The sequence below is a fragment of the Streptomyces sp. NPDC006314 genome (assembly GCF_040613075.1).
GTDB lineage: Bacteria > Actinomycetota > Actinomycetes > Streptomycetales > Streptomycetaceae > Streptomyces.
Genome location: NZ_JBEXRL010000005.1, coordinates 300,571 through 320,873, shown reverse-complemented (window position 1 = coordinate 320,873; position 20,303 = coordinate 300,571). Strand labels below are relative to the sequence as shown.

The window sequence follows — 20,303 nt, the reverse complement described above, 5'->3', positions numbered from 1 at the left end:
GCCGGGGCGGCCGGGAGGCGGTCTCCGGCCAAGCTTGGCCGGTGGACGACGACAGCCGCGTGGCCCGCTGGGAGCAGCGCACCGAGATCCCGCTCTTCATGGCGTCGCTGGTGTTCACGGCCGCCTATGCCACCCGGGTACTGGCGGTCGGCCTGCCGTCCGGCTGGCGGGACCTCTGCGCTTTCGCGATGCTCACCCTCTGGGTGGTGTTCGCCGCGGACTACGCGGTGCGGTGGCGGCTCGGCGGCCAGCGCTTCCTGCGCTTCGCCGCCTCGCACTTCCTGCACACCGTCGTGGTCGTCCTGCCGCTGCTGCGCCCGCTGCGGATCGTCCCGCTCTACGATGTCATCCAGCGCCGGCAGGGAGAGCCCCGGCTCTCCCTGCACGCACGCGTGATGTCCTACGCGAGTCTGTCGACCCTGCTGCTCGGCTTCTCCGGCGCACTCGCGGTCTACCAGTGCGAGCGCGGGGCGCCCGGCGCCACCATGCGGACGTTCGGTGACGCCGTGTGGTGGGCCGCCTCGACCCTCAGCACCGTCGGCTACGGCGACATCACCCCGGTGACCGCGCTCGGGCGGGTCATCGCCACCGGGATGATGGTCTGCGGGCTGGCCCTCCTCGGCGCGGTGACGGGATCGTTCTCGTCCTGGTTGATGCAGACGTTCTCCCGGGAGGGCGACCGCAAAGGGCCCCCGGGACGGTGATCCCGAGGGCCCCTGGTGCTCAGGCGGTTCAGACCTGCGTGCGCTCCTCCACGACCTTCGCGATCTTCGCGATGGCCTCGTCGAACGGGATGCCGTTCTCCTGGGAGCCGTCGCGGTAACGGAAGGACACCGAGCCGTTCGACATGTCCTCGTCGCCCGCGATGACCATGAAGGGCACCTTCTGCTTCTGGGCGTTGCGGATCTTCTTCTGCATGCGGTCCGAGGAGGAGTCCACCTCGACGCGCAGGCCCTGCTTCCTGGCCGCGGTCGCGAACTTCTCCAGGTACTCCACGTGCGCGTCGCCGATCGGGATGCCGATCGCCTGGACGGGGGCCAGCCACGCCGGGAAGGCGCCCGCGTAGTGCTCCAGGAGCACCGCGAAGAAGCGCTCGATGGAGCCGAACAGCGCGCGGTGGATCATGACCGGGCGCTGCTTGGCGCCGTCGGGGCCGGTGTACTCCAGGTCGAAGCGCTCGGGCAGGTTGAAGTCCAGCTGGATGGTCGACATCTGCCAGGTGCGGCCGATGGCGTCCTTGGTCTGGACGGAGATCTTCGGGCCGTAGAAGGCGGCGCCGCCCGGGTCCGGAACGAGGGGCAGGCCCTGCTTCTCGGCGACCTGGCGCAGCGTCTCCGTCGCCTCCTCCCAGACCTCGTCGGAGCCGACGAACTTCTCCGGGTCCTTGGTGGACAGCTCCAGGTAGAAGTCGGTCAGGCCGTAGTCGCGCAGCAGGCCGAGGACGAAGGTGAGCGTCTTGTCCAGTTCCTCGGACATCTGCTCACGGGTGCAGTAGATGTGCGCGTCGTCCTGGGTGAAGCCGCGGGCGCGGGTCAGCCCGTGCACGACGCCCGACTTCTCGTACCGGTACACGGTCCCGAACTCGAAGAGACGCAGCGGCAGTTCGCGGTAGGAGCGGCCGCGCGCGTCGAAGATCAGGTTGTGCATCGGGCAGTTCATGGGCTTGAGGTAGTAGTCCACGCCCTCGTCGAGCTGCATGGGCGGGTACATGCCCTCGGCGTACCAGTCCAGGTGGCCCGACGTCTCGAAGAGCTTCCCCTTCGTCGCGTGCGGGGTGTAGACGAACTCGTAGCCCTCTTCCTCGTGGCGGCGCCGCGAGTAGTCCTCCATCACGCGGCGGACGACGCCGCCCTTGGGGTGGAAGACGGCGAGGCCGGAGCCGATCTGCTCCGGGATGGAGAACAGGTCCAGCTCGTTGCCCAGCTTGCGGTGGTCGCGCTTCTCGGCCTCGGCGAGGAAGTCCAGGTAGGCCTTCAGCTCGTCCTTGGACGGCCAGGCGGTGCCGTAGATGCGCTGGAGCATCGGGTTCTTCTCGCTGCCGCGCCAGTAGGCGGCCGCGTTGCGCATCAGCTTGAACGCCGGGATCAGCCGGGTCGAGGGCAGGTGGGGACCGCGGCAGAGGTCCTTCCAGCACAGCTCGCCGGTCTTGGCGTCCAGGTTGTCGTAGATCGTCAGCTCGCCGGCGCCGACCTCGACGTCCGCGCCGTCGTCGCTGGACGCCGCGCCCTTGAGGCCGATCAGCTCCAGCTTGTACGGCTCGTCCGCCAGCTCCTCGCGGGCGGCCTCGTCGGTGACGACACGGCGGGCGAACCTCTGCCCGCGCTTCTGGATCTCCTGCATCTTCTTCTCGATGGCCTTGAGATCCTCGGGCGTGAACGGCTTCTCGACGTCGAAGTCGTAGTAGAAGCCGTCCTTGACGGGCGGGCCGATGCCCAGCTTGGCCTCGGGGAACAGCTCCTGCACGGCCTGCGCCATGACGTGCGCGGTGGAGTGGCGCAGGATGTTCAGGCCGTCCTCGGAGGAGATCCCGACGCCCTCGACCTCGTCACCGTCCGACAGCTCGTACGCAAGGTCCTTCAGCTCGCCGCCCACGCGTGCGGCGATGATCGAGCGCTCGCCCGCGAAGAGGTCGGCGGCCGTAGTGCCCGTCGTCACCACGCGTTCTTCCCGCTCGGAATCGCGTTGGATGATCACACGGACGTCTGACACCGGTCTCTCCTGACTGAAGGTGGGGTGCGGCGCCATACCAGGAGCGCGCGCACAGGCGATCGTACCGACCCGACGGCACCGACCGCGAAACGGTCACCCTCGGTCCCCGTCCCCGTACACCTCCCCGCAGGCCTTCTCGAAGTAGGCGTCTTCCTTGTCGGTCTCCTGGAGGGACTTCATCAGCCGCTCCCGCTCGGCGTCGTCCACCCGCACGGGTACGACCCCACAGGCACCGGTGAGCCTGCGGAAGCCGCCCCGGCGCTCCAGTCGGCCCTGTACGCGCACCGGGAGGCCGACGAGGTGGGCATGGCCGGCGACGCGGTAGTCCTCCTCGTCCAGGGTGACGCGGATGTGCGGGACCTCGGCGCCGGCGAGGACGCGCAGGCGTACGGTCCCCTCGCCGGTGGGTCCGGAGCGGCGCATGCGGACGACGGCGCCGGTGATCCTGACCGGCACGGAGGGCTCGTCGTGCAGGTAGCGGGCCGCTGCCTCGCGCAGGACGGGCAGGTCGCCGGGTGAGAACTCGACGGGTTCGGCGGAGCCGGCGCAGCCCTCGGGGACGCCGGCGCCGGGGGCCCAGGCGACGGCGACACGGGCGCCCTCGGTGCCCCGGACGAGGGCGGTGAGCGCCTCGGTCAGCTCGCGGCTGACGCCGGCCTCGACGGCGCCGTCGAAGGCGTCCATGCCGCCGGTGGCCCGCCGGTAGTCGATGGCCTCGCGTGCGGCGTACAGGGCCTGGTGGAGACGGACGGCGAGGGCGCGGCCGGTGGACACGGGTACGAAGGCGGCGAGGGTGCGGCCCCCGGCGGCGGGGGCGACGAGGACCTCCTCCAGGAGCGCGGAGGCAGGCCCGCGGTGGCGGGCGCCGTGGTAGCCGGCGCGTGCGCGCGTGGCGAGTGCGGCGGCGAGCAGCATCTGGCCGGCGGCGCCGCGCAGTTGCGCGTCGGCCGCCCAGGGCGCGGTGCCGACGGGTCCGCTCGGGGTCTCCCGCCACCAGCGGATCTCGTCGCTCGGTACGGCGAGGGAGATCAGCACCTCGCGCGCGGAGGGGGTGTCGCTGCGGGCGAGGGCGTCGAGGGCCTCGCCGAGCAGATCGTCGCTGTCCGGGAAGGCGCGGCTCTCCGGCACGAGCAGGCTGGTCCCGCCGCCGCCCGGCCCCGGCGGGGTCCAACGGCCGTAGCGTCCGGCCGCTCCCCCGCGCCGCTGCCAGCCGTGCCGGAGCAGCAGGGCACAGAGCACGGCGGGGTCGACCTCGGCGGGCTCCGGCGGGCGGCTCCAGGGGAGGCCGTCGGGATGCGGCCGGATCTGCCGGGCCGGCTCGTCGTACGGACGGCTTCTCATGGCCTGCCTCCCGTTCCGACCCGCGTCATGATCTCGCAGAGCGCCCGGTCGTCGAAGATGCGCGAGGTCGGTATCCGCACGGTGGTCCGGTGCCGGCCGGTGAGGGGGTGGCCGGCGAGGTTGACCCAGTAGCAGCAGTGCCTGAGGTCGAGCCGGTCGTGGGCGGCGCGCAGCCAGTCGTCCTGGGAGCGCGGCACGAGCATGACGACCAGGATCTTGTGCACCGAGACGGGAGTGCGGGCGAGCTTGCGCAGGTGGTCGTTGTCGAGCGTGAAGGAGAAGAAGCGGCCCGGCGGGTTCGGCGCGATCTGGTAGGTGCACTTCAGCTGCACCTTGATGGTGACCTCGTCGTCGACGGTGTGGCCGGGCGCGCTGTGGCTGACGTGCCAGTCGATGCCGTTGTCCGGGAAGGGCTGGGACAGCGAGCAGCCGGCCGCGGCGGCGACCGCGTGCAGATAGCCGACCTGCAGTGTCTCCATGCAGGCGGTGGTGGCGAGCGTGCCGCGAAAGGGGCCCGTGCGGTCGGGCAGCAGCCCGCCCCGCTCGGGCTGCGCTATGGCCATGACCAACAGCCCTCCAACCCAGGGGTTTCCCCGCTGCGGGCCGCTGAACTGCGAGGACCCGTACCCCTGTTGTGTCCTTCCGGCGTACGGCGCAAACGACCCGGGTATCACCAAACGGGCAGAAGACGGAACGTCACCTGTTATAGCGGAGCGAGGAGTTGGGTGGGATGACGACCTGGTACGAGGGGCCGCTGGCCGCCTTCGACACGGAGACGACGGGCGTGGACGTCGAGACGGACCGGATCGTGTCGGCCGCCGTCGTCGTCCAGGACGCGCCGGGCACCCGGCCGCGGATCGCCCGCTGGCTGGTGAACCCGGGCGTGCCGGTGCCTGAGGCGGCGACGGCGGTGCACGGGCTGACGGAGGAGCACCTTCGGCACAACGGCCGCTGGCCGGCGCCGGTGATGTACGAGATAGCCGAGCAGCTGGCCGAGCACGCGGCGATGGGCCGGCCGCTGGTGGTGATGAACGCGCCGTTCGATCTGACGCTGCTGGATCGGGAGTTGCGCCGGCACCGGGCATCGCCGCTGGACCGCTGGTTCGAGTCGGTGCCGCTCAGCGTGCTGGATCCGCGCGTGCTGGACAAGCACCTGGACCGCTATCGCAAAGGCCGCCGCACGCTGACCGACCTGTGCGCGCACTACGACGTGACGCTGCGGGACGCGCACGACGCGGCGGCGGACGCACTGGCCGCGCTGGACGTCGTCCGGGCCCTGGGCCGCCGTTTCGCCACCCGCCTCGAGCGTCTCTCCCCCGCCGAACTGCACACGCTCCAGGCCAACTGGCACGCGGCGCAGGCACGTGGTCTTCAGGCGTGGTTCGCGCGCAGCGGCTCGGAGGAGATCGTCAGCACGGCGTGGCCACTGCGGCCGGAGCTGCCGGCGGCGGCGTAATGCCCTTGGGGGCCGGGGAGTTCACCAGGAGCCGCCGCCCCCGCCGCCGGCTCCCCCGCCGACGCTGCCGGAAGAACCGCCACCGCCGGAGCTTCCGGAGCCACCGGAGGACGGCGACCTGGACGACAACGCGGCGGTGACGACCAGTCCGAGGGCCAGCGCCGGCCCGAACCGCACGGCCGGCGAGGCGGGCCGCCGGGTGGGCACGGCGGACGCCTCGACCTTCCGCCGCCAGGTGTCGCCCAGACCGAGGGCGACCGCCCACGCCGTGCAGCGCCGCACCTGGTCGTCGTCGAGCGGTTCCGCGTCGGCAAACGCGGACGGATCGGCGAGCCGGCGCCGGAACGACTCGACCCGCAGCCATTGGGCGCTGCCCTCGGGGGAGCGCCGGTGCAGCTCCCAGGCGCGGCGCCACGGCGCGAGGCCGATACCGAAGACGATCGCGCCCACGGTGAGCACCGCCCCTCCGGCCGCATGACGGCCGCCTCCGAGGACGGCGCCCACCACGGTGGCGACGAGTCCGAGCAGGGTGGCGGCGATGCCCACGGGCCGTCCGGCGCGGGCACGGCGTACGGCGGCCGTGTCCCACAGGCCGGAGCCGGCCTGCCATTCCTTCAGGTGGCGGGCGAGTGCCTGCCAGCCCGTCTGGAAGGACGAGTCGTACTGGCCCAGGGTGATCTCCGCGCGGCCCGCGAACATGGAGCGCAGAACCTCACTGGTGACCGGGTCGTTCGATCCGGCGCCCCTGCCGCGGCGCCGCAGGGGCGGAGCGTGGTCGGCACCCCCGAGGACGAGACCCGATCAGGCTCCGGACCCGGCGCCGACGCGCTCCCGCGCCGGCTCTCGGTCTCCCCCCGCGCTGTTCCTTGCCCAAGACGCCCCCAGGCATCAAAAGAGCCGGTCCGCTGGGCGGACCGGCTCTTTCCCGGTGGGCGATACTGGGTTCGAACCAGTGACCTCTTCGGTGTGAACGAAGCGCTCTCCCACTGAGCTAATCGCCCGGGAACGCACTGAACAATACAGGTCCCCGCGCCGTTCGTTCAAACCGCTTGCAGGTGGCGCAGCAGTCCGCGTCGTCCCGCCCGCATCATCAGCCGGTGGTTGGCGCGGAAGACGGGTCGTCCGGGTACGGCGAGCCGTCTGAGCAGCGGCTTGCGGACGTCGACTTCCTGGTCGTACCGCGCGAGGGTGCCGGGTCCGGCGACGGTGAGGGTCCAGCGGGCCCAGCCCTCGATGTCCCCGGACAGGGCGACCTCCAGGACGCCGACGGCCGGATCGCGGCGCGTCTGGAGCGCGGTGAAGGTCAGGTCGTACGGCAGCACGGAGCGGATGGTGATGACGCCGGTGCCGTCGTCGAGCCGGGTCGCCGCCCGCACCTGCGGCCACCAGCGGGGATAGTCCTCGGGCCGCTCCAGGACCGCGTAGACGGCGGTCGGCGGGGCGGGCAGGGACCACAGGCTGAGGAAACGGTAGTGGTTCCAGTCCATGGGGCGAGTCTGCCCGGGCGGACGCGTCGATCTGCCTACGCGTCCTCATGTGCCGCGCCGTGACACGGGCCGCACCCGGGTGGCGAGCGGCGTCGCACGTGCGTCGGCGCTCCTCCTCAGCTGCTACGACGGCATCCTGTCGCCGAGCAGGGCGAGGTTCTCGATGGCCGCGAGGCCGTAGAGGGCGGTGTCGTCGGTGGACACCCAGCTCGCTTCGCGGCCCTCGACCAGGGGCCCGGACCGAAGACCCTGGCTTTCCTGAGCTGCTTGGGTGGCGCGCGAGCTGCGGCGGTGTCCGTACGGCCTTCACCTGGTCGGCGAGAGTGCCGGCGCCGGGCGTGGACCCGTGGGCCCAGAAGAGGGCGGAGAGGGAGGACTTCGGCTGATCCTGGGAGACGGCCTTCGGGCCGGTGACGATGCCCGCCTTGACGCGGTTGTAGCCGTCGGTCCACCACTCCGTCAGATCGGGCTTGTCGAAGCAGAGTCCGTCCCCGGTGAAGAACGCCCTGCCGTTCTGCCGCAGATAGAGGTCGTACAGGTACATGATGGTGAAGTAGCCGGTGTCCCCGGGGATCTTCGTCTTGTCGTGAATGGTCTTGAGGGCCTTGAGGTATTCGCCCCGGGTCCAGCCCTGCTGCGGTTCGACCCCCGCCTTCTGGAAGACCTTCTTGTCGATGACGAGTGCCATGGTGTTGGAACCGACGGGAATTCCGAGCTGCTTGCCGCCGACCGCGCCGACCTTCGTGACGTTGGCGCGGAAGTGATCCAGGCTCAGATTTCCCGCCTCCACCTGGGCTTGAGGTCGGGGAGAATTCCTCGCTTGTCGTACGTACGAAGAAAGGTGACGGCGCTTTGGAAAACGTCCGGGGGATTTCCGCCCGCGGCCTGCGTCTGGAACTTCTCCCAGAAGGACTGGTATGTCTGGAAGTCGGTCTTGACTTTGATCTTCGGGTACTTCTTCCCGAAGATCGCGATGGCCCGATTGATCTTCTTGGCGCGCTCCTCGGACCCCACCAGGAGTAACGGATCGTCACCGTTCCGCCCCGGAGCCGCTTTCGCCCCCGCACCCGGTCGTCGCGGCGAGCCCGAGTCCGGCGGCCGAGGCGCCGGCCGCCTTCAGGATCGTACGCCTCTCAAGATTCCTCGTCCCCACAGCCGGGCCTCCCCGCAGCGTCGTCGCCGCCGTCATGAATCGTTTCGAGTAAGCGCTTGCCGACACACGTCACGGAGGGGCCCGGAGTGCGTCAATCATTCGAACGGGATTTTCTTGCGGGCGGTGGCGGCCGGGCGCCGGCCTGTCGGCGGTTCTCGCAGGTGAACGGGGTGGGATCGACAAGCCGAACGCGTACTCGGGCGGCCAGCGAAGCGAGCCGGTCGACGTGGATCCGGTTCGTGTCGCCCGGGCGTTCCTGCTGGACGACATGGCCGCAACCGTCGAGGACGCGCGAACCGAGGAGGCCGGGAAGCGTCTCGGGATACGGCTCGGCGGCAGTCCGCTCGAACACCCCGTGTGGACGTGGAGGTGGTTCTCCCCCAGGGCCGGCCGCGTACCGGCGGGGAAACGTTCGCGCAGGGCGCCGCCACGGCCGACGAAGTGCGGGTCCGGGACGCCCGGCGCGGGCATCGCATGGAAGCCGGCGCCGGCCGCACACATCGAGTCGGCCCGCGCCTCCGCCTGGCCCGGCCGCCGGAGGCAGGGCCGCGGCCCGGCGGGCGGGGTGTACGGCACGTCCGGCAGGCCCGCAGCGCGGAACACATCGGGCCTGGTCAGCGCGGACCGGCGGATGGTCGCACCCCAGTCGTGCCCCACGATCACCGCGGACTCCTCCCCCAGGGCCTCCACCACGGCGACGTTGTCCGCGACCAGGTCGGGTATCCGGCACACCTCCACGGCCGCCGGCTTGGAGGAGCGGGTTCCGGGCGCCGTGGAACGCCTGGCGGCCTCGGTCGCTGGTCCTGGCCGCCGCCGGCCATCACGCGGCAGCCGTCGGCCCGTGGCGCGCTGGAGGCCCGAGCGAGAGGCATCAGCGGAGGTCCGTGGCACGACCTGGCGGGCCAGGGTTTGCCGCCGGTTCGGCGGAAGCGCACGTTCTTGGTACCGGTCCGTTCGAGGACTCAGGGCGCCCGAACCGGCGGACAGGCGGGTGAGGACGCTCGATGCCCGACGCACCTGGCGTGCGCGCCCGTGCTCGGCAGCGGCCTACGCAGCGGGGAGACGGCTCTCCGGCGGACGCGGCGCCGCTCTCCGGGCACAGGGTCGCGGCCCTCTGCGGAACCGCGGCGCATACGCCGACGGCCCACCTGCTCTCACAGGTGGGCCGTCGGTCCGGGTGGGCGATACTGGGTTCGAACCAGTGACCTCTTCGGTGTGAACGAAGCGCTCTCCCACTGAGCTAATCGCCCGGGCGCAGGAAGAACATTACCCCATGTCAGGGCGTGCGTGAGACCAGGGGCCGGGCCGGCGGGCGGCCGGGCCCCGGGAGCGGATCACTGGTCCTTGATCTTCCACGGCATCACGAGGCCGAACTTCCACAGGTAGAACCCGGCCAGCGCTCCCACGATCACCAGCCCGATCACGGTAAGGGTGATGTTGCGGCGGCGCACCTTGGGGTCGAGAGCCCGCTGAGCCGCCTCGGTCACCTTGCGTTTGGTCCAGCGGAGCACGAGCTGGGCCCAGACGAACTCGGTCGCCCAGATCGCCATGCCACCGAAGATCACCACCCAGCCGGGGCCCGGCAACGGCAGCATGACGATGCCGGCGGCGACGACCGCCAGGCCGACCACGAAGACGCCGACCTGCCAGCTCAGGTGCAGGGCCCGGCGGGCCTTGATGTATTCCGGCGCGCGCGAGCCGAGACCGCGCTCGGCACCTTCCTCGCCCACTCGCCCGTCCGCCTTCGTCTCGTCCGCCGCCAAGGCCTCGTCCGCCGTCACGGCGAACTCGCCCTGCCGGTCACTCCCCGTATTCATACAGACAAACCCTACCGGAGTGAATCCGGTCACTGAAATGGCCGTAGGTCTGGTACGAGTTCTCCGCCGGAAGAGTTACGTAAAGGCACGCAAAACCCTCAGAGGGGTTTACAACGGCACCGTAGGTGGCATGTCGATTTCGCCGACGTGCGAATCCCCGAGCGCACACTGAGCGAAAGGCCCTGGCGCTTATGAACACCACGGTCAGCTGCGAGCTGCACCTGCGCCTCGTTGTGTCGAGCGAGTCCTCCCTGCCTGTCCCCGCAGGCCTGCGGTACGACACGGCCGACCCCTACGCCGTGCACGCCACCTTCCACACCGGAGCCGAGGAGACCGTCGAGTGGGTGTTCGCCCGCGACCTCCTCGCCGAGGGGCTCCACCGGCCCACCGGCACCGGCGACGTCCGCGTCTGGCCATCCCGCAGTCATGGTCAGGGCGTCGTGTGCATCGCCCTCAGCTCCCCGGAGGGGGAGGCCCTGCTCGAGGCCCCGGCGCGGGCCCTGGAGTCCTTCCTGAAGCGAACCGACGCCGCCGTGCCGCCCGGCACGGAACACCGCCACTTCGACCTGGATCAGGAGCTCTCGCACATCCTGGCGGAGAGCTAGGTCGCGGCCCCTCGAAGCAGCCCGGCGCCGTCCACTCGGGGAGACGGCTCGGGCCAAGGCAACCGCATAGGGCACAGAGCGACGCCGTCACCGTGAGCGCTCACGGGGCGGCGTCGGCCTGGCGCAGGCCGGTGGCGGCGTTTTCGCGGCCCTCGTCGGCGGAATCGGGAACCACCCGGCGCACGGAGGCGTTCTACCGGCAATCGTGGTCGGGCGGCGGCGGGTGCGGTGGGCGCGGTTGTCGCTACCATCGGCCAGCATCGGGCGGACGCCCGCCCGACCCCCAGGCCAGGGAGCAGAACGTGCTGATCACCCACGACACCCGGTGCGCCCTCGACACGGTGGTGGATCTGGTGAACACCGTGCCGGAGGACGAGACGGCGGCGGATGGACTGCCGGATGTCGCGGCTCTCGCCGATTTCGTACGAAACCACGACATCAGTGATGTCGGGGTACTGTCCGAGTTCGACCTCTCGGCGGTGCGCAAGGTCCGGGGCCGGTTCGCGGGGATCTTCGCGGCCCCGGACGCCCGCTCCGCCGCCGGGATGATCAATGAACTGGTCGCCGCGGCGGGCACCACCCCGCGCCTGACGGACCACGACGGTTACGACTGGCATGTGCACTATTTCGCGCCCGGTGCCTCCGTGGCCGACCATCTCGCCGCCGACTGCGGGATGGCGCTCGCCTTCTTCGTGGTGGCCGGGGAGCAGGAACGGCTGCGGCGCTGCGAGGCACCGGACTGCCGGCGCGCCTTCGTCGATCTCTCCCGCAACCGCTCGCGCCGCTACTGCGACAGCCGCACCTGCGGGAACCGGCTGCATGTCGCCGCCTACCGGGCCCGGCGCAAGGAAGCGACGGGCTGACACCACCGGGCTCCGGCCGCTACCACTCGCGCTCTTGTGGCGACGTCGGCCCCGGCGGGTGGCGCCGGGACGGACGTGTACGGCTCACAGCAACAGCAGGTCGTGCAGCGCAGCCATGAGGAGCAGACACCCGATCACCGCAAGGAAGATCATCAGCGGTGGCTGGGAAAGGGCGAAAAGGCACCCGCGCGGCTCGTCCTTCGGCGGCGCGGCCTCGCTCTGTCTCGTGTCCAGCATCTCGCGGCCGATGATGGCCCACCCGGCCTGGCCTGCGCGATCACCACCCGAGGATCTTGCGGGAGTGCACCGATTGGCGTGATCTCTCGTTCGGCTGGTGAACGAATCCGGACGTCCCGGGACTCACTGTGTCGTTTCAGCGAGTCGTATGACTGTCATATGCCGTGCTTCTTGAGGATGGCCTCGATGTCGCTGAAGTCGTCGGCCGGGTCGGCGTCCCGGGGCGCTGCCGCCGGCCGCGCACCGGGACGGGCCCCTTGGCCCAGGGAAGGCGCCGAGGCCGCTGGTGCCACCGCCCCGCGCCCCGCCGCCTTGGCCGCTTTGCGCTCGGATCCCTCGCCGCCGCGTCGGCGCTCCACGGCGCGGGTACCGGCGAACAGCAGCCAGGCCGCGCCCAGCACTCCGAAGCCCGCCCAGGCGGTGGGGCTGAACGCGGTGTCGGCGAGCCAGCCGACGACCCCGGTCATCACCAGCCCGACCGGCACGAGCGAGTAGGCCGCGATCCGGGCCGCCGCCAGGAAACGCTTGCGGTAGGCCGTGACCACCGCGATGCCCAGGCCCGCGGCGGACACGGCGGAACAGACGGTCTCGGCAATCATCCGGTCCTCCTGGGCGGGCTGGGCGGGCTGGGCGGGTGGCGGGAGCGGGCAGGGACGCACCGGTTGCCGCGAGGTGCGCTTCGTCCCTTCCATCCTGCACCGCCCGGTCCTCGTCATGCCACGGTCCCGGCGGACATCAGGGACATCTCCGGGTCGCCTCCTCCTGGAGTGCCGGTGCACCGGGGACCCGCCCTGGCCTGCGGCGCCCTTGGCGTCCCGATTGGGTCGCCCGCGCCCGGCCTGGAAGACTGGGGCGCATGAGCGACTCCTCCCCCGCACGCACCGATGCCCTCGTCCTCGACGTCTGGTGCGAACTGCAGTGCCCCGACTGCCGCACCGCCCTGGACGACGTCCGCGCGCTGCGCGCCCGCTACGGCGACCGGCTGGAGCTGCGCCTGCGGCACTTCCCGCTGGAGAAGCACAAGCACGCCTTCGCCGCCGCCCAGGCCGCCGAGGAGGCCCTGGAGCAGGGCAAGGGCTGGCCGTACGTCGAGGCCGTGCTGGAGCGGGTGGCGGAGCTGGACCGTGAGGGGGAACCCTTCCTGGTCGAGGTGGCCCGGGAACTGGGGCTGGACGCCGAGGAGTTCGACACCGCGCTGATCGACGGGCGGCACATCCTGATCGTCGACGCCGACCAGGCCGAGGGCAAGGCCATCGGTGTGACCGGCACCCCGACGTACGTCATCGGCGGTGAACGTCTCGACGGCGGCAAGAGCCAGGAGGGGCTGCGCGAGCGGATCGAGGAGATCGCCGACCGGCTGCTGGCCGAACGGGAGGCGTGAGCCGGGCGGCGCGTCCCGGCGGCTGGATGTCCTGGAGGCGGGTGCTCGGACCGGCTGTCCTAGAGCAAGGGCTTGGAGAGGGAGTGGGTCACCGTCTCGTAGCCGAGCGACGCGTACAGCCGCTCGGCCGGGGCGTTGCCCGCGAACACGTTCAGGCCGAGGACCGGCACGCCGGCCCCGATCGCCTGGCGTTCCGCCAGCAGCATGAGCGTACGGCCATGCCCACGACCGCGGTGGGCCGTGTCGGTCCCGACGTCGAAGACGTAGGCCCTGACGTCCTCCAGGGCCAGCCATACGGTGCCCACCCGGGTGCCCTCGTGCTCCAGGACGCTGAAGATCATGCCGTCGGTGGCGAGCCCGTGCGGCAGCAGCCGCGCATGGTCCTCGGCCGCCTTGGCGCGGGCCGCGGCTTCGGGGACGCCCCGCTCGATCCACATGCGCGCGTGGCGCTCGCCCTCGTACTCCCGCCACGCGTCGAACTCGCCCTCGGTCATGGGCCGTGCGTGGCTGCCCGGCGGCAGTGCGGGCGGGGTGGCGCCGAGGCGCTTCTCCATGCCGCGGTTGCGCACGGTGTAGCCGAGGGCGCCGAACAGCCGCAGGGCGGCATCCGCCGCGGCGGGGACGAGCGTCTCGATCTGCCTGCAGCCCCAGCCGCGCGCCACCTCCTCGGCGGCGAGCGCGGCCACCGTGCCCCGGCCGCGCCGCCGGTCCGGCTCGTCGATCCGCAACTCGAGGACGCGGGCCACCGAGTCGCCGAGGGACGGTGAGGTGCCGAGGTGGATCTCGCCTACGGGACGGCTGTTCACGCAGACCTGATAGCGGCGGGAAAGGGTTCCGTCGGAGTGGTGCCGGAGCGGCTCGGTCGGCCGCAGGGTCGTGGTCATCACCGGTGTTCTACCCACGGCGACCCGCCGCTCAGACCGTTTTCCGCGCTCACGGCGGCCCGTCCGGCCGCGTCGGCCTGGTCGCTCACACCGGCCCCGTTCGCCGGGCTCAGGGGTCCAGGTCCTGACCGGAGCGCTCGTCGAAGATCCGCATCGCCTTGGCGGTCACGGGGCCCGGGGTGCCGGTCAGTTCCCGGTCGTCGACCCGGTGCACCGCCTGCACGTCCCGCAGCGTGGAGGTCAGGAACACCTCGTCGGCCCGCTGAAGGACGTCCAGCGGCAGGTCCGTCTCCTTGGCGCCCGTCCACTCGACCGTCAGGGCGCGGGTGATGCCGGGGAGGCAGCCGGAGGCGACCGGCGGGGTGTGGATCTCGCCGTCCAGGACGACGAAGACGTTGGAGCCGGTGCCCTCGCAGAGCTGTCCGACCGTGTTGCCGAACAGCGCCTCGGACGCGCCGTGTTGGTGGGCGCGGGCCAGGGCGACGACGTTCTCGGCGTACGAGGTGGTCTTCAGGCCGGTGAGGGCGCCCCGCTCGTTACGGGTCCACGGGACGGTGATCACCGCGGTGGAGTCCGGGCGGCGGGTGGTCTCGCCGAGGGCGACCACCAGGGTGGGGCCCTGGTCGCCCCGGTCGGAGCCGAGCGGGCCGTAGCCGCCGGTGTAGGTGATCCGCAGCCGGCCGAGGGGCATCGGATCGGCCTCCAGCACGGCCGCACAGGCGCGGCGGACCTCGTCGTGGTCGGGGTCGGGCAGGCCGAGGCCGCGGGCCGAGCGGGTCAGCCGGTCGAGGTGGCGGGTGAGCGCGAAGAGCCTGCCGTCGACCGCCTTCACCGTCTCGAAGACGCCGTCGCCGACCGTCAGTCCGTGGTCGAAGACGGAGACATGGGCGGACTCCAGGTCCCGCAGCCCGCCGTCCAGCCAGATTCTCATGCGAACGCCTTTCCGCTCTTCTCGTACGCCCCCGACGCTACCGCGAGCAGCCGGGACGCCTTCAGCTCGGTCTCCCGCCACTCGCCCTCGGGGTCGGACCCCCAGGTGATGCCGGCGCCGGTGCCGAAGCGCAGGACGCCTTCGGCGCGGTCGATCCAGAAGGTGCGGATCCCCACCGCCAGCTCGCCGGTGCCCCGGTCGGCGTCCACCCAGCCGATGCCGCCGCAGTACGGCCCACGCGGGGCCGTCTCCAGTGCCTCGATGATCCTCAGGGCGCTCGATTTCGGCGCGCCGGTCACCGAGCCCGGCGGGAAGGCGGCGGCGAGCAGCTCGGGCCACCCGGCCCCGGCACGCAGCTCGCCACGGACCGTGGACACCAGGTGGACCAGGCCGGGGTGCTTCTCCACGGCACACAGGTCGGGGACCGTGACGCTGCCGGTCGCGCAGACGCGCCCGATGTCGTTGCGGACGAGGTCCACGATCATCACGTTCTCGGCGTAGTCCTTCTCCAGGAGGTCCGCCTCGGTGCGCCCGGTGCCCTTGATGGGCCCCGACTCCACGATCCGGCCGTCCCGGCGCAGGAACAGCTCGGGCGAGGCGGTGGCTATCTCCACGCCGTGCTCCGGCAGGCGGATCGTTCCTCCGTACGGCGCGGGGTTGCCGCGGGCCAGCAGCGCGGTCAGGGCGTCCACGTCGGCGTCGGGGGCGACGGGCGCGCTGAGTACCCGGCAGAGGTTGGCCTGATACACGTCGCCGGCCGCGATGTGTTCGCGGATCCGGCGGACGGCCGCCGTGTACGCGCCGCGGTCCAGGGAGGAGGTCCACGCCCCCACCGCCGGGCCCCGCCAGCCGCCCGGCACGGGGGCGGGCACCGGCTCCCGCCGTACGTGCGCGAAGCGTGCGCAGGTCAGCCGGCCCTCGAAGTCCGCGCAGACGGCCCAGAAGCCGGTGGAGTCCAGAGCGGCCGGATCGCTGGTGACATCGAGGAGGCCGGTGGCGGCGCGGTCGCCGAAGCGGGCCAGAGGAGAGGGTCCGGAAGGGTGGTGGAGCACATGGTCGAGTCTAGGGCGGGCGTCCGGCAGGTGGCCCGGGGATGTCCCGGAGGGGCCCCTGACCACCGGGTCCGCCAGGCGCACCGCAGCACGCTGCGCAAACGCGTTTTTGTACTGGCCCGGGAATCCGCTAGAGTTCAACACGTCGCCGGGCCGCGGAAGCGGGCCGAAACGACAGGCGGACGTAGCTCAGTTGGTAGAGCGCAACCTTGCCAAGGTTGAGGTCGCGAGTTCGAGCCTCGTCGTCCGCTCGTAGGAAGAAGGGGTCATCCCGATCCCCTACACTCCTGGTGGAGTGGCCGAGAGGCGAGGCAACGGCCTGCAAAGCCGTCTACACGGGTTCAAATCCCGTCTCCACCTCCAAGGACGATTAGCTCAGCGGGAGAGCGCTTCCCTGACACGGAAGAGGTCACTGGTTCAATCCCAGTATCGTCCACTGGATCTTCTTCGAAGGTCCGAGGATCTTCTTCGAAGATCCGCACCCGCGCGATTAGCTCAGCGGGAGAGCGCTTCCCTGACACGGAAGAGGTCACTGGTTCAATCCCAGTATCGCGCACAGACTGTGGTCTTCGGGTCACAGCCCGCGGACGATTAGCTCAGCGGGAGAGCGCTTCCCTGACACGGAAGAGGTCACTGGTTCAATCCCAGTATCGTCCACACACCGAAGAAGCCCCCGGCCGTCTCGAACGGCCGGGGGCTTCTTCGTGCGCTCGTGCTCAGCTGGAGAACAGCATGTGACCGAAGCTCTTGTGACGGTGGTGCCCGTGGTGACCGTGGCCGCCCTGCGGGGCGCCCCAGGCGGGCGCGGGCTGAGCCGGGTAGGCCTGCGGGGCCGGCGGGGGCGGCGGCGCCGGCTGGGACCACTGGGACTCCAGGCGGGTCAGCGCCTCCAGCTCGCCGTAGTCGAGGAAGATGCCGCGGCAGCCGCTGCACTGCTCGATCTGGACGCCATTGCGGTTGTAGGTGTGCATCGGCGCATGGCACTTCGGACACTGCATGGTCGGCTCAACTCCTCGCCGGTCGGTCTTGCTTCGCGTTTCCCCAGGACAGACTCCGTCCGGCCCCGGGCGGTTGCAGCCTAGTCCGGGAAACCGCACGCCAACTGGTCGGGGGCGGATGTCATTCGGGCACAGGCGTCGATCAGGGCCTGCTCCACCTCGTCCAGCGGGCGGTCCGCGGCGAGCGCCTTGGTGATCGCCAGGGCGGCCGTCTGCACGGTGAGCGCGCGGGCCGGGACGTCCAGTGCCGGCCAGGGATCACCGTCCGGGGGCACGGCCGGGCCGCCGGCCCGCTGGTAGGCGGTCAGGAAGCGGGACCACTCGTCGGGCGGCAGGAGTCCGCAGGCGTACCAGGCGGCGGGGCGGGCGAGGTCCCACGCCGGGACGCCGGCGCCGAGGTCGTCCACGTCGATCAGCAGCCAGGGGCCGTCCGGCGCCGGGTACCGGACGAGCTGGCCGAGATGCAGGTCACCGTGGCAGAGGACCGGTGGCCCGGGCATGGGGGCCTCGGCGCGTGCCCAGGCGGGGAGCGCGGCCCAGGCCCGGAGAACGAAGCGGGCGGCTTGGTGGGGCGAACCGTCCAGGGCCGCGTGGAGCCGGGCGACGGCCCGGGCGGCCTTGGCGGGACCGCGCATGGGGGGCAGGGGGCCGAGCGGGGCCGCGCTGTGGGGCGGGGCCCCGCTGGGGAGGGGCAGCGCCACGCTGGGGAGGGGCTCTGCGCCGTGTGGCGGGGCCACGCTGGGAATGGGCTGTGCGCTGGAGAGCCGGGCCGCGGTGCCGGGCGGAGCCACGCTGTGAAGGACTTCTTCGCTGGGGGGTGGAGCCACGCTGTGGAGGGGGCCGCCGCCGAGGAGGGGGTCAGCGCTGTGGAGTCGGGCCAGGAGTGTCGCGGCGGCCTCCCAGGGGACCGCGTCCGGGTCGTCGGGGTCCACGGGGGTGCCGTACGGCCAGAAGGTCACCAGGCGGTCGTGCAGAGGCGTGGGAGCCGGGGTGAGCGGGGCCAGGAGGATGCCGGGGAGGCGTGCTGCCGTGGCCAGGCGGAGGCTCAGCTCGGTGGGGTCGGTACCGGGGGCGTGGGCCTTCGCTACGGTGCCGGCGTGGCGTACGACGGTGGCGTCGGAGCGGTCGGCGAGGGGGGTGGGCGTGCCGCACGCGCAGGCAGCTCCGCCGGCTTCCGGGTGGGCGGCGGCTCTGACCTTCGCGGTGAGTGCGGGGAGGAGGTTCACGAGAGGCCTCGGGGGGTCGGGGGCGCGGGCTGAGCGTACGCGGGTGGGCTGCGGGTCCTGGTCGCAGCCCCCGGGTCCTCGGGCCGGGTGGGGACCGCCGGGTCGCTGGTTGCCGGTTCGGGGTCGCGCTGGTGCTCGGCACCGGGGCCGGGCGGTGGGTGGGCTCGCTCGCCCGCGCCGGCGGGGCGCCGCCCTGCTTGGGAGGGCTGCCGTTCCAGCGGCACGGCAGCCCGCGGCTACGGCGGATGCGGGGCCGCTGCCGGGCGAGCTTCGGCCCTGTCAGCACTACTGCCCGCAACCAGGCGAGCAGGGCGGCCCGCGGCTACGGCGGATGCGGGGCCGTAGCCGGACGGGCGCCGCCCCTGCGGCACGGCTGCCGCTGCCGGGTGGGTGCCGCCCCAGTGGCAAGGTGTGCCCGTGGTCATCGTGGGCTCACCGGGTGGGCTGGGGTGGGCAGGGGCGTAGGGGCAGGACGGGGCGGGTCGAGAAGTCTTCGGACATGTCCTCGCCGTCGGGGCCGTGGACGAACTCCGCCATGGAGGGGTTGCGGTTGGCGGTGGCCAGGGGGAGCCAGCCCAGCAGGTGACCGTAGCCGCCGCAGACCGACTCGCCGCCGTCTCCGCCGTGGACCGCGTGGGGGTCGGTGCTCAGCTCGGTGCTGTAGCTGTCGTAGGCGATGTGCAGGCCGAAGGCGTTGCGCTCGCGATGCGGTCCGGTGCGGTCGTCGTAGGGAACGCGGTCGAGGGGGCACGTGTCGCCCCAGCGGAACAGGGTGCCGGCGCCGGCACCACAGGCGTGCTCCCACTCGTCGGGGGTCGGCAGGCGCAGGCCGCGGGCCGCGAGGGCGGCCGGCATGCCGGCGGGCGGCTCGGTGAGGGCCTCGCTCTCCACGGCCATGAGGACGGTCTCCAGGACGACGTCCCGGCGGGGACTGAGCACCCGCGCGAGGTGGTCCCGCAGATCCTTGCCGTATCCGTAGCCGCATTCGGCACTGCGCGCGTAGTCGGCGCTCTGCCCGGGCGTCGGCTGCCAGCCGTCGAGGTCGAAGCCGACGGACACCCGGCCTCCCGGTATCAGGGCGAACTCCTGCCCGTTCCGCTCGATGCGGACCCGGTGCAGCGGAGCGCCGAGGTGCTCGACGGTGTCGACGCCGGTGAGGCGGCCGCTCACCAGGTCCCCGGCTTCCCGGGCGACGCGCTGCGCGGTCTCCGTGTCGAAGGTCCGCCACTCGGCGAGCGTGAGATCAGCAAGGGACATGCGCCGCAGTGTCGCACCCGCCACCGACAAGGCCACGGTGCACAGTCCCCCGTACACGGCGCAATGCCGGCGCAGCTCCCCAGCTGCGCCGGCATCTGTGCCGTCCGCCGCACCCCCGTCCCCACGGGGTTTCATGGATGGATGTTCCCGCCCGGACCGCTCTTCCGGGCCTGGGGTCGCCGCTCAGCGCCCCAGCATCACACCCACGGACGACGCCTGTGTCGCCACCGTCTCCCAGCCGTCGAAGACGACCAGGAGCAGGCCCGCCAGGGGAAGGGCCATGAGCGTCGCCACCAGCGGGTGGCGACGGCCCGTGCGGCGGGGGGCGAACGCCGTGCGTCGCGGTGCCGTGTGGGCCATGGTCCCTCTCCTGACCGTGTCGGTTGCCGTTCTGCAGCGGCGAGTGTCTGACCTCGGGGGACGAGTGCTGCACCCGCCGCTTGACCTCAAATCTAGGCGTGGGGCGGGCGGCGGGCGTCATGCCCTCGTACCGATTGCCGGGCCTCCCGGAGGATGAGCCATGACCTGCGGACTACTCCCCTGGGTGGAGAAACGGTCCTACGTCTCGGGGTCTTCCCGGAGGGGACGCCCGCTGTGTCCCGTCATTTCGGAAGCGTCCGACAGGTCGGGCGGAGTGACTTCGATCACCTTCGCCGCCGGCGGGAGGGGTGCCGCGTGCGGTGGGTGATCCGCTCCGCGCCGGGCCCCGCTGGCCGTTCGCGGCGGCGGCACGGCGGACACGGAGCCCGGCCCGCGTGCACCCTTCCCGAGCCCAACCGGCCTTTTCTGTCGCCTGGTTGAGGGCACCGGTGGTTCAAAGGCGTCGCCCGCCACGGGTTCCTGACCCTATTTCACCTCCTGCGCCCGGCCCGCACAATCCATCCGCCCGAGAGGGCGCGGCCTCTG

General features: G+C 72.0%; 21 protein-coding genes, 7 tRNA genes and 1 pseudogene. 10 read left to right on the top strand and 19 right to left on the bottom strand.

Annotated features, from left to right (window positions below):
• The first annotated feature begins 41 nt into the window (after positions 1 to 41).
• A complete protein-coding gene (locus tag ABZ079_RS11890) occupies positions 42 to 704 on the top strand; it encodes an ion channel (RefSeq protein WP_356939265.1) in 663 nt (220 codons plus the stop codon).
• Between the two features lie 28 nt (positions 705 to 732).
• On the opposite strand, the gene thrS is transcribed toward ABZ079_RS11890, so the two are convergent.
• The 3 genes from thrS to ABZ079_RS11875 form a co-directional block, all read right to left on the bottom strand.
• Positions 733 to 2,709, bottom strand: a complete 1,977-nt coding sequence (gene thrS / locus ABZ079_RS11885; protein ID WP_356939264.1) for a threonine--tRNA ligase — start codon at positions 2,707 to 2,709, stop codon at positions 733 to 735.
• A 93-nt stretch (positions 2,710 to 2,802) separates the two neighbouring features.
• On the bottom strand, positions 2,803 to 4,050 hold the full coding sequence (locus ABZ079_RS11880; protein ID WP_356939263.1) for a hypothetical protein: 1,248 nt from the start codon (positions 4,048 to 4,050) through the stop codon (positions 2,803 to 2,805).
• Entirely contained in the window at positions 4,047 to 4,613 is a 567-nt protein-coding gene (locus ABZ079_RS11875) for a DUF4365 domain-containing protein (RefSeq protein ID WP_356939262.1), read from the bottom strand. Before ABZ079_RS11875 ends, ABZ079_RS11880 begins: the two co-directional genes overlap by 4 nt.
• Before the next feature lie 167 nt (positions 4,614 to 4,780).
• Between ABZ079_RS11875 and ABZ079_RS11870 the strand changes: the two genes are divergently transcribed.
• Positions 4,781 to 5,506, top strand: a complete 726-nt coding sequence (locus ABZ079_RS11870) for a 3'-5' exonuclease (protein WP_356939261.1) — start codon at positions 4,781 to 4,783, stop codon at positions 5,504 to 5,506.
• Between the two features lie 21 nt (positions 5,507 to 5,527).
• Here ABZ079_RS11870 and ABZ079_RS11865 read toward each other — a convergent pair whose 3' ends face one another.
• The 7 genes and pseudogenes from ABZ079_RS11865 to ABZ079_RS11835 form a co-directional block, all read right to left on the bottom strand.
• On the bottom strand, positions 5,528 to 6,268 hold the full coding sequence (locus ABZ079_RS11865) for a hypothetical protein (protein WP_356939412.1): 741 nt from the start codon (positions 6,266 to 6,268) through the stop codon (positions 5,528 to 5,530).
• Positions 6,269 to 6,435: 167 nt separating this feature from the next.
• Positions 6,436 to 6,507 (bottom strand) — tRNA-Val (locus tag ABZ079_RS11860).
• A 39-nt stretch (positions 6,508 to 6,546) separates the two neighbouring features.
• Positions 6,547 to 6,993 (bottom strand): SRPBCC family protein, encoded by a 447-nt coding sequence (locus tag ABZ079_RS11855; protein ID WP_356939260.1) that lies wholly within the window; start codon positions 6,991 to 6,993, stop codon positions 6,547 to 6,549.
• Positions 6,994 to 7,116: 123 nt separating this feature from the next.
• On the bottom strand, positions 7,117 to 7,197 hold the full coding sequence (locus ABZ079_RS11850; RefSeq protein WP_356939411.1) for a hypothetical protein: 81 nt from the start codon (positions 7,195 to 7,197) through the stop codon (positions 7,117 to 7,119).
• A 157-nt stretch (positions 7,198 to 7,354) separates the two neighbouring features.
• Positions 7,355 to 8,182: pseudogene (locus tag ABZ079_RS11845) on the bottom strand (extracellular solute-binding protein); the annotation flags it as partial.
• A 1,142-nt stretch (positions 8,183 to 9,324) separates the two neighbouring features.
• Positions 9,325 to 9,396 (bottom strand) — tRNA-Val (locus tag ABZ079_RS11840).
• Positions 9,397 to 9,480: 84 nt separating this feature from the next.
• The gene (locus tag ABZ079_RS11835; protein ID WP_356939259.1) at positions 9,481 to 9,963 is read right to left on the bottom strand and encodes a TIGR02611 family protein; all 483 of its coding nucleotides are present in this window, start codon (positions 9,961 to 9,963) and stop codon (positions 9,481 to 9,483) included.
• Positions 9,964 to 10,154: 191 nt separating this feature from the next.
• On the opposite strand from ABZ079_RS11835, the gene ABZ079_RS11830 reads away from it, so the two are divergent.
• Positions 10,155 to 10,568, top strand: coding sequence for an SsgA family sporulation/cell division regulator (locus tag ABZ079_RS11830; RefSeq protein ID WP_004002642.1), 414 nt, complete (start codon positions 10,155 to 10,157; stop codon positions 10,566 to 10,568).
• A gap of 302 nt (positions 10,569 to 10,870) precedes the next feature.
• Complete coding sequence (locus tag ABZ079_RS11825) at positions 10,871 to 11,431, top strand: CGNR zinc finger domain-containing protein (protein WP_356939258.1); 561 nt, start codon at positions 10,871 to 10,873, stop codon at positions 11,429 to 11,431.
• 84 nt (positions 11,432 to 11,515) lie between these two features.
• On the opposite strand, the gene ABZ079_RS11820 is transcribed toward ABZ079_RS11825, so the two are convergent.
• Together ABZ079_RS11820 and ABZ079_RS11815 are read right to left on the bottom strand one after the other, a co-directional pair.
• Positions 11,516 to 11,668 (bottom strand): hypothetical protein, encoded by a 153-nt coding sequence (locus ABZ079_RS11820; RefSeq protein WP_165289388.1) that lies wholly within the window; start codon positions 11,666 to 11,668, stop codon positions 11,516 to 11,518.
• A gap of 155 nt (positions 11,669 to 11,823) precedes the next feature.
• Entirely contained in the window at positions 11,824 to 12,267 is a 444-nt protein-coding gene (locus tag ABZ079_RS11815) for a hypothetical protein (RefSeq protein ID WP_356939257.1), read from the bottom strand.
• Positions 12,268 to 12,524: 257 nt separating this feature from the next.
• On the opposite strand from ABZ079_RS11815, the gene ABZ079_RS11810 reads away from it, so the two are divergent.
• Positions 12,525 to 13,049 (top strand): DsbA family protein, encoded by a 525-nt coding sequence (locus tag ABZ079_RS11810; RefSeq protein WP_356939256.1) that lies wholly within the window; start codon positions 12,525 to 12,527, stop codon positions 13,047 to 13,049.
• 59 nt (positions 13,050 to 13,108) lie between these two features.
• Here the strand turns inward: ABZ079_RS11810 and ABZ079_RS11805 are convergent, their stop codons facing one another.
• The 3 genes from ABZ079_RS11805 to ABZ079_RS11795 form a co-directional block, all read right to left on the bottom strand.
• Positions 13,109 to 13,933, bottom strand: a complete 825-nt coding sequence (locus tag ABZ079_RS11805; protein ID WP_356939255.1) for a GNAT family N-acetyltransferase — start codon at positions 13,931 to 13,933, stop codon at positions 13,109 to 13,111.
• 109 nt (positions 13,934 to 14,042) lie between these two features.
• Positions 14,043 to 14,864 (bottom strand): aminodeoxychorismate lyase, encoded by an 822-nt coding sequence (locus tag ABZ079_RS11800; RefSeq protein ID WP_356939254.1) that lies wholly within the window; start codon positions 14,862 to 14,864, stop codon positions 14,043 to 14,045.
• Positions 14,861 to 15,916 carry a chorismate-binding protein gene (locus ABZ079_RS11795; RefSeq protein ID WP_356939253.1) on the bottom strand — a complete coding sequence of 352 codons (1,056 nt, stop codon included), beginning with the start codon at positions 15,914 to 15,916 and terminating at the stop codon, positions 14,861 to 14,863. Before ABZ079_RS11795 ends, ABZ079_RS11800 begins: the two co-directional genes overlap by 4 nt.
• A 178-nt stretch (positions 15,917 to 16,094) precedes the next feature.
• Here ABZ079_RS11795 and ABZ079_RS11790 point away from each other — a divergent pair.
• The 5 genes from ABZ079_RS11790 to ABZ079_RS11770 all read left to right on the top strand — a co-directional run bounded on the left by ABZ079_RS11790 (position 16,095) and on the right by ABZ079_RS11770 (position 16,573).
• Positions 16,095 to 16,167: transfer RNA gene (locus ABZ079_RS11790), tRNA-Gly, on the top strand.
• 38 nt (positions 16,168 to 16,205) lie between these two features.
• A tRNA-Cys gene (locus ABZ079_RS11785) sits at positions 16,206 to 16,279 on the top strand.
• A 1-nt stretch (position 16,280) separates the two neighbouring features.
• Positions 16,281 to 16,352: transfer RNA gene (locus ABZ079_RS11780), tRNA-Val, on the top strand.
• Positions 16,353 to 16,400: 48 nt separating this feature from the next.
• A tRNA-Val gene (locus tag ABZ079_RS11775) sits at positions 16,401 to 16,472 on the top strand.
• Positions 16,473 to 16,501: 29 nt separating this feature from the next.
• Positions 16,502 to 16,573, top strand: a tRNA-Val gene (locus ABZ079_RS11770).
• Positions 16,574 to 16,632: 59 nt separating this feature from the next.
• Here ABZ079_RS11770 and ABZ079_RS11765 read toward each other — a convergent pair.
• The 4 genes from ABZ079_RS11765 to ABZ079_RS11750 all read right to left on the bottom strand — a co-directional run bounded on the left by ABZ079_RS11765 (position 16,633) and on the right by ABZ079_RS11750 (position 19,757).
• Entirely contained in the window at positions 16,633 to 16,914 is a 282-nt protein-coding gene (locus tag ABZ079_RS11765) for a zf-TFIIB domain-containing protein (RefSeq protein ID WP_356939252.1), read from the bottom strand.
• A gap of 80 nt (positions 16,915 to 16,994) precedes the next feature.
• Positions 16,995 to 18,140 carry a phosphotransferase gene (locus ABZ079_RS11760; RefSeq protein WP_356939251.1) on the bottom strand — a complete coding sequence of 382 codons (1,146 nt, stop codon included), beginning with the start codon at positions 18,138 to 18,140 and terminating at the stop codon, positions 16,995 to 16,997.
• Positions 18,141 to 18,572: 432 nt separating this feature from the next.
• Positions 18,573 to 19,397 (bottom strand): hypothetical protein, encoded by an 825-nt coding sequence (locus ABZ079_RS11755; RefSeq protein WP_356939250.1) that lies wholly within the window; start codon positions 19,395 to 19,397, stop codon positions 18,573 to 18,575.
• 183 nt (positions 19,398 to 19,580) lie between these two features.
• Positions 19,581 to 19,757, bottom strand: a complete 177-nt coding sequence (locus ABZ079_RS11750; RefSeq protein ID WP_356939249.1) for a hypothetical protein — start codon at positions 19,755 to 19,757, stop codon at positions 19,581 to 19,583.
• Positions 19,758 to 20,303 lie beyond the last annotated feature (546 nt).

Excerpts from the sequence above, each read along its gene's own strand:
- ABZ079_RS11880 (WP_356939263.1), bottom strand. The coding sequence starts at position 4,050 with ATGAGAAGCCGTCCGTACGACGAGCCGGCCCGGCAGATCCGGCCGCAT.
- ABZ079_RS11875 (WP_356939262.1), bottom strand. The coding sequence starts at position 4,613 with ATGGCCATAGCGCAGCCCGAGCGGGGCGGGCTGCTGCCCGACCGCACG.
- ABZ079_RS11870 (WP_356939261.1), top strand. The coding sequence starts at position 4,781 with ATGACGACCTGGTACGAGGGGCCGCTGGCCGCCTTCGACACGGAGACG.
- ABZ079_RS11855 (WP_356939260.1), bottom strand. The coding sequence starts at position 6,993 with ATGGACTGGAACCACTACCGTTTCCTCAGCCTGTGGTCCCTGCCCGCC.
- ABZ079_RS11835 (WP_356939259.1), bottom strand. The coding sequence starts at position 9,963 with ATGAATACGGGGAGTGACCGGCAGGGCGAGTTCGCCGTGACGGCGGAC.
- ABZ079_RS11830 (WP_004002642.1), top strand. The coding sequence starts at position 10,155 with ATGAACACCACGGTCAGCTGCGAGCTGCACCTGCGCCTCGTTGTGTCG.
- ABZ079_RS11820 (WP_165289388.1), bottom strand. The coding sequence starts at position 11,668 with ATGCTGGACACGAGACAGAGCGAGGCCGCGCCGCCGAAGGACGAGCCG.
- ABZ079_RS11815 (WP_356939257.1), bottom strand. The coding sequence starts at position 12,267 with ATGATTGCCGAGACCGTCTGTTCCGCCGTGTCCGCCGCGGGCCTGGGC.
- ABZ079_RS11810 (WP_356939256.1), top strand. The coding sequence starts at position 12,525 with ATGAGCGACTCCTCCCCCGCACGCACCGATGCCCTCGTCCTCGACGTC.
- ABZ079_RS11805 (WP_356939255.1), bottom strand. The coding sequence starts at position 13,933 with ATGACCACGACCCTGCGGCCGACCGAGCCGCTCCGGCACCACTCCGAC.
- ABZ079_RS11800 (WP_356939254.1), bottom strand. The coding sequence starts at position 14,864 with ATGAGAATCTGGCTGGACGGCGGGCTGCGGGACCTGGAGTCCGCCCAT.
- ABZ079_RS11765 (WP_356939252.1), bottom strand. The coding sequence starts at position 16,914 with ATGCAGTGTCCGAAGTGCCATGCGCCGATGCACACCTACAACCGCAAT.
- ABZ079_RS11755 (WP_356939250.1), bottom strand. The coding sequence starts at position 19,397 with ATGTCCCTTGCTGATCTCACGCTCGCCGAGTGGCGGACCTTCGACACG.
- ABZ079_RS11750 (WP_356939249.1), bottom strand. The coding sequence starts at position 19,757 with ATGGCCCACACGGCACCGCGACGCACGGCGTTCGCCCCCCGCCGCACG.